The sequence below is a fragment of the Bradyrhizobium sacchari genome (genome assembly GCF_002068095.1).
In the GTDB taxonomy this organism is placed as follows: domain Bacteria; phylum Pseudomonadota; class Alphaproteobacteria; order Rhizobiales; family Xanthobacteraceae; genus Bradyrhizobium; species Bradyrhizobium sacchari.
Genome location: NZ_LWIG01000013.1, coordinates 283254 through 292957 on the forward strand (window position 1 = coordinate 283254; position 9704 = coordinate 292957).

The window sequence follows — 9704 nt, forward strand, 5'->3', positions numbered from 1 at the left end:
ATGGCAAGCCGAGGCCCCGGTGCGGGATCGTTCACGCGCCGAGCCGCCGCCCGAACCGCAACCTCCGGCGCCGCCCGCGACTCCCGAAGCGCCGCGCCGGCGCAATTTGATGTTCGCTTCGACCTCGCGCAAGGAGCGTGAGCGCGCGGAGGCCAAGGCCGCCGAGGGTTCGCCGTCGCCGGGAGAGCCCACAGCATCCGACGCGCCGCCCGCGAGCTTTGATGACGCCTGGCCGAAGCCGGACCGGACGCGCCCGCCGGAACCGCCGGCCGCCGCGCGCCGTCCGTCCCCACCGCCGCGCTCGCCCTCGACCTTCACCGAGGCTGCTTCTCCCCCGCCGCCGCCGCCTGCACCCGAGCCGGAGCCGGCAGTCGAGCAGCCGCCCGTAACGGTCCTCAAGTCCGGCATCGTCGACGGCATGGCCTATTCGCTCTATTCCGACGGCTCGATCGAAGCGCAGATGCCCGAGGGCATGATGCGCTTTGCCTCGATCGACGAATTGCGCGCGCATCTCGACCAGCGGTCCTGAGACCTCGGCCACGCAAGTAAAGCGCGAGCGTTCTTGTCACGACATCAGTCGTCGGCTCATATTCGTCAGTCGTCGTATTTTCGCCGAACGTATTGTTGACACGGAATACTTTGGCGTCGTCAATCCCGCGCGGCGCAACACGGAAGGGGCAGGCCCATGTCGGATGCCGGGGCTAAGAATTTCATCGAGCTGACGGCGAGCATCGTGTCGGCCTATCTCGGCAACAACCCGACGCCGGCCGCCGAGATTCCGAACCTGATCAGCCAAGTCCATGGTGCCCTGGTGCGGGTCTCGACAGGGCGCGCCGAGGCGGCGCCGCTCGAGCCGGCAAAGCCGGCGGTCTCGCTGAAGAAGTCGATCGCGCCCGACTATCTCGTCTGTCTGGAAGACGGCAAGCGCTTCAAGTCGCTGAAGCGCCATCTGCGCACCCAGTACAACATGACGCCGGAGCAATATCGCGAGAAATGGGGCTTGCCGGCCGATTATCCCATGGTCGCGCCGAACTACGCGGTTGCGCGCTCGCAGCTTGCCAAGCAGATGGGCCTCGGACAGCAGCAGCGAAAGCGGAAGTAGTCCGCCACGCGGCCAGCTCTCGTGGGGTGGGCAAAGGTGCACAGCGCCGTGCCCACGAATTCTCACCGGTTACATGCAAATCGTGGGCGCGCTTCCGCCGTCGCTCTTCCAGCTATGGCGGACAAGGCGCTCTGCCCACCCTACTGCAGTTTGCTGCGAGGTTCGGACCGTGGGCTCCTCACCGTGAGGATCGCTACGACGCGTCCGCGAGCGCCTCTTTCGCGTCGGTCTTGATGCGCTCGACCATCGAGCGCAGGCCGTTGGAGCGCTGCGGCGTCAGGTGATCGCGAAACCCGAACTCGTTGAATACGGCGATCGCATCGGTATCGAGAATCTCTTGCGGCGTGCGGCCAGAATAGAGCGCGAGCACGATCGCGACCAGCCCGCGCACGATGTGGGCGTCGCTGTCGCCGCGGTACTTCAGGACCGGCGCGCCACCGTCGCGATCGATCAGCTTCTGCAGCCAGACTTGGCTGACGCAGCCATTCACCTTGTTCTCGGCGGAGTGCTCGGCCTCCGGCATCGGTTCCAGGGTGCGGCCGAGCTCGATGACGTACCGGTAGCGGTCGTCCCACTCGTCCAGAAGCTCGAAATTGTCCCTGATTTCGTCGATCGTCGTCATGTCGGCCCACAGTTCCCGTTAGGGTCAATATAGGGACGCCAAGTCGTGAAATCGATAGGGTTTGGGCCCTAATTCGCGGCCTGAGGGCCGCGCCATTCCAGCGCGAGGTCGTCCTGGGTCAGGGTGTCGCGCGGCGCCTCGCTCGCTGCAAGATCGCCTTCGCCGGCCATCGCGATCGAGCCGGTGTGGTCCGGCGCCTTCTTATGGTCATTCTTGGGGCCGTCGTTCTTGTCGTTGGTGATCTGCTCTTTCTTGTCGTTGATGATCTGATAGATCTTCTTCGCGCCGTCCTGGGCGCGCTGGCCGATGATGGTCGCGGCCTGGCCGCCGACCTCGCAGGCCGCCGGCTGGCGCTTGCAGAACTGAGTCATGTCGGAGACGGCCGCGGTCGCAGCCTGCACCGCGTCGGCGGCGCCGATCTGCGGCAGCTTCTCCGAATCGGGCGTCTTGTCCCGCGGCAGGAGCACCAGCACCAGCCCGAGCCAGAATGTGATGCGGAGCAGAAAGCGCATCTTGTCGACCTGTACTTTTAGATCCCGCTGCGGCGATCTTCGCAGGGCTTGCGACCTAGCAACTCTCGATAAATCGCAAGTGATTGCCTTGAGCTTAATTCGCGGAAAATTGACGCAAAAATCTTCGCAAGGTCCCGGTCTCGTAAATTTTCCATTGATGCTGCGGCCCGTGACCTTCCGGGGCCGCGCATCCACCATTTCGAAACCATGCGGCGGATGGTGAAACCCTGTGTTCACCATCCTCGCGGAAGACGTCGTCAAATCGTCTAAAAAGCCCCGCGACGACACGGTGTCCGCCCGCGCGCGGCGCCGCCTTAGCACTCGTTTAAGGTCGCTCTGACACGGTGGCTCAACGACAAGGAGGCGTTCCGGCGCGTCTTCTCAAGACGATTGAGCCGAAGCGCGAGACCCGTGACAGTTTTGAGTATCATCCGCGATTGTCTCGATGCGTTGCTGCATCCCTCCGCGCGTTACGATGCGCTGACGCGAGCGCGCCATCGTGCCTTCATGGCGCCGCGGCTGCTGGGCAGCCTGGCAGCGTTTGCCGCATTCCCGGTCTATCTCGCCATGCGCGGCGCGCCGAGCGCGGTCGAGGTCGCGGCCTTTGCCTGGCTGATCGCGCCCATCATGTTGTCCTGGTTCCTGTCGCGGACCGGCCGCTACGAAGGCGCGCATGTGCTGTCGTCGCTGGCGCTCGCCGGCCTGATCATGGCGGTCGCGATCACGACGGGCGGTATCGAATCATTCGCCGCGGTCTGGCTGGTGGTGGTTCCGCTCGAGGCTGCGCTGTCGGCCTCGCGGCGCGTTGCGGCCTTCGCCTCACTGCTCGCGTTGTCTTGCGCCGGAGTGCTGATCCTCGTCGGCCAGCTCGGCTGGCTGCCGGTGGAGCCCAGCGCTGCGCAGCGCGGCGTGCTGATGGCCTTTGGCGTCGCCTCGGCCACTCTTTATGCAGCGGGCCTCGCCTTCGGCGCGGAATCGCTCGCCCGCACCAGCGTCGCGCTGCTGTCGCGCGAGGAGGAGCGCTACCACCTGCTCGCGCGCAACATGAGCGATGTCATCTCCCGGCACCAGCGCAACGGCGCGGTGCAGTTCATCTCGCCGGCAGCGGAGGCCATGCTCGGCCTATCAGTGACGCAGCTGCACGGCCACGGCCTGTTCGACCGCGTCCATGTCGCCGACCGCCCGGCCTATCTCACCGCGTTGTCGGATGCCGCGCGCGGCGAGGTGCGCAGCGTCGAGTTCCGGTTGCGGCGGGAGCCTGCCGGCACGGAGCGCGGCCAGGTTGATTTCATCTGGGTCGAGATGCGCTGCCGGCCGCTCGACCAGGACCAGGGCCGCGATGGCGCGCGTGAAGCCGAAGTCGTCGCCGTGATGCGTGACGTCACCGATCGCAAGCATTCCGAGCAGGCGCTCGACAAGGCCCGTAACGCGGCGGAAGCCGCCGATGCGGCCAAGACGCGCTTCCTCGCCACCATGAGCCACGAGCTGCGCACGCCGCTCAACGCCATCATCGGCTTCTCCGAGATGATTGCGCAGGAGCAGACCCTGATGCTGGGTGCGGCCCAGCGCAAGGAATATGCCCAGCTCATCAACGATTCCGGCCAGCACCTGCTGTCGGTCGTCAACGGTATCCTCGACATGTCGAAGATGGAATCGGGCAATTTCGAGATCGCGTCCGAGCCGTTCGCGCCGCGCGCCTCGCTGCTGCATTGCTGCAATCTGCTGGCGCTGAAGGCGCGGGAAAACGGCGTCGACCTCGTCACCGACGCGGCGCAGGACCTGCCCGTCATGACTGGCGATCCCAGGGCCTTCAAGCAGATCGTGCTCAATCTCGTCGCCAACGCCATCAAGTTCACCGAGCGCGGCGGTCAGGTCTCCGTGTCAGCCGCGGTGACCGGATCGCAGCTCACGCTGCGCATCAGCGACACCGGCGTCGGCATTGCGCCCGACGATCTCAAGCGTATCGGTGCGCCGTTCTTCCAGGCCGGCAAGACCTATCAGCGCCGCCACGAAGGCACCGGCCTCGGGCTGTCCATCGTGAAGAGTCTCGTAGCATTGCATCTCGGCGAATTGACGGTACAAAGCCGGGTGGGTGAGGGCACCGCCGTCACCGTCAAGCTGCCGCTCGTCTATACGCCACCGCAAACCAAACCGGTCGAGAGCAAGGTCACGACCTTGACGCCGGTGCTGCGCCAAGAACCTCACAAAGAACTTCGCGAAGAATCTCACGAACAACTCAACGATCAACGTCACGACCAACCTGCTCCGGTGAAGAAAAGTGCCTAAGAAGTCTGCCAAGGACGAAGCTGCTCCGCGCCGCCGTGGCGCCAAGGGTGGGGCCAAGGCTGCGGTCATCGATGTCGAGACCGAGCGCAACCTCGTGATGCGCGTGCTGTTGCACAGTCCGAAGGACACGCTGGCCGGCCTCGTCGCCGTCGCCGCCATCGGTGCGATCGTCGCCAATGCGCTGTTCCTGCAGACCGGCCGGCATCCCGCGCCGATGTTCGGCACCGTGATCAATCTTCCCGCGCCGTCCCCGGTGCCGCTGTCCAATCCCATGCCGCGCCCGCGCCCGGTGGGTGCCGATACCTCGCCGCTCGAGCCGAGGGCAACCGAGTTTCGCGTCGAGCCGAAACCTGTCGAGCGCGCCGCCGAGAAGCCGGCGGAGAAACCGGTCGAGGCGACTGCATCGACGCCGCGCTCCGGCAATGACCCCATGACCAATCTGGTCAAGGCGACGACCTCGACGCCGCCGTCCGCGATCCGTCCGCCGGCGCCGATCCCGGCGCAGCAGAGCCCGGCCGCGCGGCGCATCGCCGGCGTGCAGCGCGCGCTGTCCGAATACGGCTACGGCAATCTGAAGATCACGGGCGCGATGGGCGGCGAAACCCAGTCCGCGATCCAGAAGTTCGAGCGCGAGCACAAGATGCCCGTCACCGGCCAGGTCTCCGACCGCCTGCTGCGCGAACTTGCCGCTGCGATCGGCCATCCCGTCGAATAGTCATCGCGGCTGCTCGCAAGGCTGGTGCTGGTGGCAGCACTAGCCTATCGTCCGATTCATGCGTTTAAAATCCAACATATGGGTCGCGGCCTATTTGCGCCGCTGCCAGACCGAGGGCGTGTTCGGCGCGGTGCGCCGTCGCGGCGCCGAGGAGGCGGGTGCGGTGTTCGTGAAAGTGTCGCTGCTCGACGGCAACGCGATGCTCTACGTGCCGGCGCCGCAGACCTCCTACGATGACGGCCGCCCGGTCGACCGCTTCTTCGTGCCGGTGGCGCCGCAGCCTCTGCCGGAGCACGCCATCGAGGAGCGCCTGACCAAGGAGCTCCGCTTCGATCCGGATGCCTGGATCGTCGAGACCGAGGACCGCGCCGGGCGCCACTTCCTGGAATTGGCGAAGGCGTAGCCGCATCGTCATTGCGAGCGCAGCGAAGCAATCCAGAGTCCCTCCGCGGAAATATTCTGGATTGCTTCGCTTCGCTCGCAATGACGATCTTGGGGAGATGCTGCGCGCCTCACATCGTGTAAGGCGGGCGTCGGCGATTTACCGCTCGGACGATCCGCCGGTACCGGTCTTCATCGCTGGCGCAGAGCCCGGTTGCACGCCCGGGCGCGTCTGGCTTGCGCCGGCACGCGCGCGCTGCCGTTCGCCGTCATGCAGCGAGGACTGGTACTTTGCCCGCGTGACGGCCAGCGTCGAGCCCCGCCAGGCCGCCAGCATGACCAGCGCGGAACGGTCGTTGAGGCGGNGTCGTAGAGCCGCGACAGCCGGTACACGTTGTTCACGGAATTGCCGATCTCCGGTTTGAAGAACAGCAGGATGCGCTGGAAGTTCGGGCTCGGCATGTCGAGCGCGCGCGCGGCGACCGCGAGCGCTTCGCCGCCGGCATCCTCGACGATCTCGGCCGCGACGCGCGAGGGCAGGATCAGGCTGTCGCCGAGTTCGAGGATGAAGCTCTCGACGTCGCCGGCAATCGCCGCCATCTCCAGGATCTGGATCGCGCGCTTGGCGCGCACGGTCGGAATCCGCGGCGCGGCCTTCAGCGGCGTCTGCGCCAGATTCTGCAGGATCAGCGCGCGCTCGGAGGCGCCGGCGCGGAAGAACATGTCGTAGATCTCGGCGGCGTCCTTCGGCTGCATCGCCATGTTCGCGGCCATGCGCTGCTCGGCCTCGGTCGATTCGCGGGCCGGGGAGGGAGCCGAAAGGGCTGCGGGGATTGCGCGCGCCAGAGGAACCCTGCGGCCTTCCTGGGCCGCGACCAGCCCGAGCTTCTGCAGCACCGGGACCGGCGTCTGCGGGTAGATCGCGAGCTTCGCCTTGACGGCCGCGCGCGTCGCATCGTCGACCTGATCGATCAGCCGCGTCGCAAGCTCGATGAACTGGCGCTGCTCGTCGTCGCTGTGGACGCGCGTCTGGACATAGAGGTCGGTCAACACGCGCAGCAGCGTCGGCCGAACATCGACGCCTTCGCGACGGGAGAGGCTCATCAGCCCGTCGAATCCGGGAAACAGCGACTTGGTCATGGAGGCGTACGCAACTCGGAAAAGATACTTGGGGACAGCCTAGCGCAGGTTCCTTTAAAGGCTCGTTAAGGAAAACGAGGCGTGAAGCGGGCCGTTAAATTTGAGGCGTTGTCGTGCCGCAACGGGACGGCGGGCCTCGCCCGTGCGGTTACGGTCCAAGGGGCATGTTTACACCCCGTTAACCATGAACTGATCTTAATGATCGCCATGTTGCAGGGGCGTATTTGATCGCGCGGCAATTGAGAGAGCTGACATGGGGACCATCATCGAATTTCCGGCCGGTCGCCGGGTAGGCTCGTCGGGGGACGTCACACCGCACGCGGAGATGGGGACGGTCCTGATCCTCCCGGTGATCCGCATCGAGCGCGAGAGCGACGAAACCAGCGGCGATCGCGGGCCGGAGCAGGGCACAGCGCCGGGGCGCCGTCGTCGCCGTCGCTAGGCCCGGCTTTTTTGCAATGCCGGACCCCATCCGCCATATCCGGCCTATCACTTCGGCCGTCCTGCTCGCGCTGCTCGGCGCGACGTTGGGCGCCTGTAGCGGCGGCGATTTCGGCCGCACGCGCGCCGACATGCGCAGCGACGACATGCATCGCTGGCTTGGCGCGGAGGCTACCGGCAGCGTCGGCTTGAGGCCTTCGCAATTCCAGCTCACCGACGAGGAGCGCCAGCTTCGCGATCTCGCCTATCCCATGATCGAGCCGCCGCTGTCGCGCCCGGCCTGGAAGAGCGTGTTCGGCGACTACAAGGCGCTGCCATCGCCCTGGCGGCAGAAGGTGGTGTTCGACCGCACCATGTATGGCCGCACGCTGATCGACGAGCCGCACCGCTCGCACTCCTCGCGCTATGCGCAGCTGATCGAGGACGTCCGCAACGACATCACCCGCTTCGAGCCCTTCTTCGCTTCCGCGATCCGCGTCATCGATCTCGATCGGAAGCGCGATGCCACCATGGCGCGCGTCTCAGCGCTCTCGCCGCGGGAGAGGGACGATGCGGTCGCGCGCATGCAGGAGAACTCGCTGATCGTGCAGTGGGTGCAGCAGTGCCTGGAGCAGCGCGTCTCGTCTTATCGTTGGGCGCTGGAGCGACTGGTGATCCAGGCCCCCGACGGCATGGCCGCCGACGCCGACCGCCTGATCGGCGAGCTCGCCGCCCAGACCGCCAACCCGCCGGTTATGAGCCAGCCGCCCTACGGCCGCGCGGTCGTCTCGAAGGGCTGACCCTTTTGCGCGCGCCGGGCCGTCGTCCGGTCCGATCGGGCTTGCGCCGCTGCTTCTGCAGCTTGCCGACAAAATCCTTGAGCGCATCCGCGAGCGGCGCTGATGCGCGATACGCCAGCCCGACCTCGCGTTTGACCTTGACCTCGATCTCGCGCACCGCGACATCAGGATTGCCCTTCGCCACGCCTTCCGGGATGATGGCGATGCCGACGCCGGCGGCCACCAGCGCCATCGCCCAGTCCTCCGATTGCGCGATCGCCGCCGCCTGGCGCCGCTGCGCATTGCGGCCGAAGAATGCGCTCTGCTCACAATGGCAGCGGTCGATCAAGGGGACGTCGGCGAGATCGGCAGCGCGGAGCTTCTCCTTCAGCGCCAGCGGATGTGACGGCGGCAGAGCCGCGACATAACGCTCGCTCCACAGCGCGACGAAATGCTCGTCGTCGCGCAGCATGGTCTTCGCGATGATGCGCGCGTCGGCCCGCTCGTCGCTGCCGACGAGGCGGAGCGCGATGTCGCTGCGCGCCGTCAGCGGCTTCAGGAGCGCGATCGTCCGGGGCACGTCGAGCGTGCGCATCAGCCCCAGCGTCACCGTGGTCTTCGTGATCGGCTTTTTGAACAGGCTGCGCGCGGCATCAGCCTCGTCGATGATGCGGCGGGCCAGGGTGTGAAACTGCTCGGCGGAGGCGGTCGGAGCGACGCCCTTCTTGTGCCGGATGAACAGGGTGGTGCCGAGTTCGGCCTCCAGATTGGTGATCGCGGTCGAGATCGACGGCTGCGACACGAAGCAGGCGCGCGCCGCCGCAGTCAGGTTGCGCTCGCGGTAGACGGCGACGAAGTAGCGAAGCTCGCGGATATCCATAGGATCAGCCTAGAGATAGCATAAATATTCGATATTTTACCTATGGTTCACGTGGTGGCAAGACGCTCCTGTCACAACAGGCGAGGGTTAGCCATGAAAATCCACCATCTCAACACCGGCACGATGTGCCCGGTCGGCCGCCGCCTGGTGAACGGCACCGGCAGCCTGTTCCAGCGCGCCCGCATGGTCTGCCATTGCCTGCTGCTCGAGACCAATGACGGCCTCGCGCTGGTCGACACCGGCATCGGCCTTGGCGATATCGCAGCGCCCGGACGACTGGGTCGTCGATGGGTGCGGCAGACGGCGCCCAAGCTCGATCCAGCCGAGACCGCGGTACAGCAGGTGAAGGCGCTCGGCTATTCGCCAAGCGACGTGCGTCACGTGCTGCTGACCCATCTCGACCGCGACCACGCCGGCGGCGTGCCTGACTTCCCCCTCGCCGCGATCCACGTCCACCGCGCCGAACACGACATGGCGGTGCTGCGCAAGCCGGCGCCGCCGGAGGGGCGCTACGTCACCGGGCAGTGGAGCCATGGACCGCGCTGGGCCTTCTATGGCGAGGACGGCGAAGACTGGTTCGGCTTCAAGGGGGTGCGCGCGCTCGGCGACAAGGAGACGGACGTGCTGATGATCCCGCTCGCCGGCCACACGCTCGGCCATTGCGGCATCGCGGTGCGCTCGGGCGATAAATGGCTGCTGCATGCCGGCGACAGCTATTTCCATCACGCCCAGCTCGACGCATCGCCGCGCGTTCCGCTGATGCTCGGTTATTTCCAGCGCAAGGGCGACATGGACCGCAAGATGCGGATCGCCAACCAGGCGCGGCTGCGCGCGCTGAAGCAGGAGCACGGCGACCGGGTGAGGATC

The 9704-nt window shown here is 66.3% G+C and carries 10 protein-coding genes and 3 pseudogenes; 8 read left to right on the forward strand and 5 right to left on the reverse strand.

What is annotated here, in order from left to right:
- Together A5906_RS44595 and A5906_RS18375 are read left to right on the forward strand one after the other, a co-directional pair.
- Positions 1-529 (forward strand): annotated as a pseudogene (locus A5906_RS44595) (DUF308 domain-containing protein); the annotation flags it as partial.
- Between the two features lie 156 nt (positions 530-685).
- Positions 686-1102, forward strand: a complete 417-nt coding sequence (locus tag A5906_RS18375) for a Ros/MucR family transcriptional regulator (protein ID WP_080136787.1) — start codon at positions 686-688, stop codon at positions 1100-1102.
- Between the two features lie 193 nt (positions 1103-1295).
- Here A5906_RS18375 and A5906_RS18380 read toward each other — a convergent pair whose 3' ends face one another.
- Both A5906_RS18380 and A5906_RS18385 read right to left on the reverse strand, forming a co-directional pair.
- Positions 1296-1724, reverse strand: coding sequence for a SufE family protein (locus tag A5906_RS18380; protein WP_080136788.1), 429 nt, complete (start codon positions 1722-1724; stop codon positions 1296-1298).
- A 68-nt stretch (positions 1725-1792) separates the two neighbouring features.
- Complete coding sequence (locus tag A5906_RS18385) at positions 1793-2236, reverse strand: DUF5330 domain-containing protein (protein WP_080136789.1); 444 nt, start codon at positions 2234-2236, stop codon at positions 1793-1795.
- Positions 2237-2647: 411 nt separating this feature from the next.
- On the opposite strand from A5906_RS18385, the gene A5906_RS18390 reads away from it, so the two are divergent.
- From A5906_RS18390 to A5906_RS18400, 3 genes are read left to right on the forward strand one after another with little or no spacing between them, the layout of a single operon-like run.
- A complete protein-coding gene (locus tag A5906_RS18390) occupies positions 2648-4522 on the forward strand; it encodes a sensor histidine kinase (protein WP_080136790.1) in 1875 nt (624 codons plus the stop codon).
- The gene (locus tag A5906_RS18395; RefSeq protein WP_080136791.1) at positions 4515-5237 is read left to right on the forward strand and encodes a peptidoglycan-binding domain-containing protein; all 723 of its coding nucleotides are present in this window, start codon (positions 4515-4517) and stop codon (positions 5235-5237) included. The genes A5906_RS18390 and A5906_RS18395 overlap by 8 nt, the downstream gene beginning before the upstream one ends.
- Before the next feature lie 58 nt (positions 5238-5295).
- On the forward strand, positions 5296-5640 hold the full coding sequence (locus A5906_RS18400) for a DUF1491 family protein (protein WP_080136792.1): 345 nt from the start codon (positions 5296-5298) through the stop codon (positions 5638-5640).
- Between the two features lie 138 nt (positions 5641-5778).
- On the opposite strand, the pseudogene A5906_RS44600 reads toward A5906_RS18400, so the two are convergent.
- Positions 5779-5983, reverse strand: a pseudogene (locus tag A5906_RS44600) (DUF2336 domain-containing protein); the annotation flags it as partial.
- A gap of 1 nt (position 5984) precedes the next feature.
- Positions 5985-6758, reverse strand: a pseudogene (locus A5906_RS18405) (DUF2336 domain-containing protein); the annotation flags it as partial.
- Positions 6759-7011: 253 nt separating this feature from the next.
- Here A5906_RS18405 and A5906_RS18410 point away from each other — a divergent pair.
- Together A5906_RS18410 and A5906_RS18415 are read left to right on the forward strand one after the other, a co-directional pair.
- Positions 7012-7200 carry a hypothetical protein gene (locus A5906_RS18410; protein ID WP_080136793.1) on the forward strand — a complete coding sequence of 63 codons (189 nt, stop codon included), beginning with the start codon at positions 7012-7014 and terminating at the stop codon, positions 7198-7200.
- Positions 7201-7216: 16 nt separating this feature from the next.
- Positions 7217-7978 (forward strand): hypothetical protein, encoded by a 762-nt coding sequence (locus A5906_RS18415; RefSeq protein WP_080136794.1) that lies wholly within the window; start codon positions 7217-7219, stop codon positions 7976-7978.
- On the opposite strand, the gene A5906_RS18420 is transcribed toward A5906_RS18415, so the two are convergent.
- Positions 7932-8837, reverse strand: coding sequence for a LysR family transcriptional regulator (locus A5906_RS18420; RefSeq protein ID WP_080136795.1), 906 nt, complete (start codon positions 8835-8837; stop codon positions 7932-7934). The two genes, A5906_RS18415 and A5906_RS18420, sit on opposite strands and share 47 nt — an antisense overlap.
- A gap of 93 nt (positions 8838-8930) precedes the next feature.
- On the opposite strand from A5906_RS18420, the gene A5906_RS18425 reads away from it, so the two are divergent.
- The coding region (locus tag A5906_RS18425; protein WP_080136796.1) for an MBL fold metallo-hydrolase at positions 8931-9704 on the forward strand (774 nt) is incomplete at its 3' end.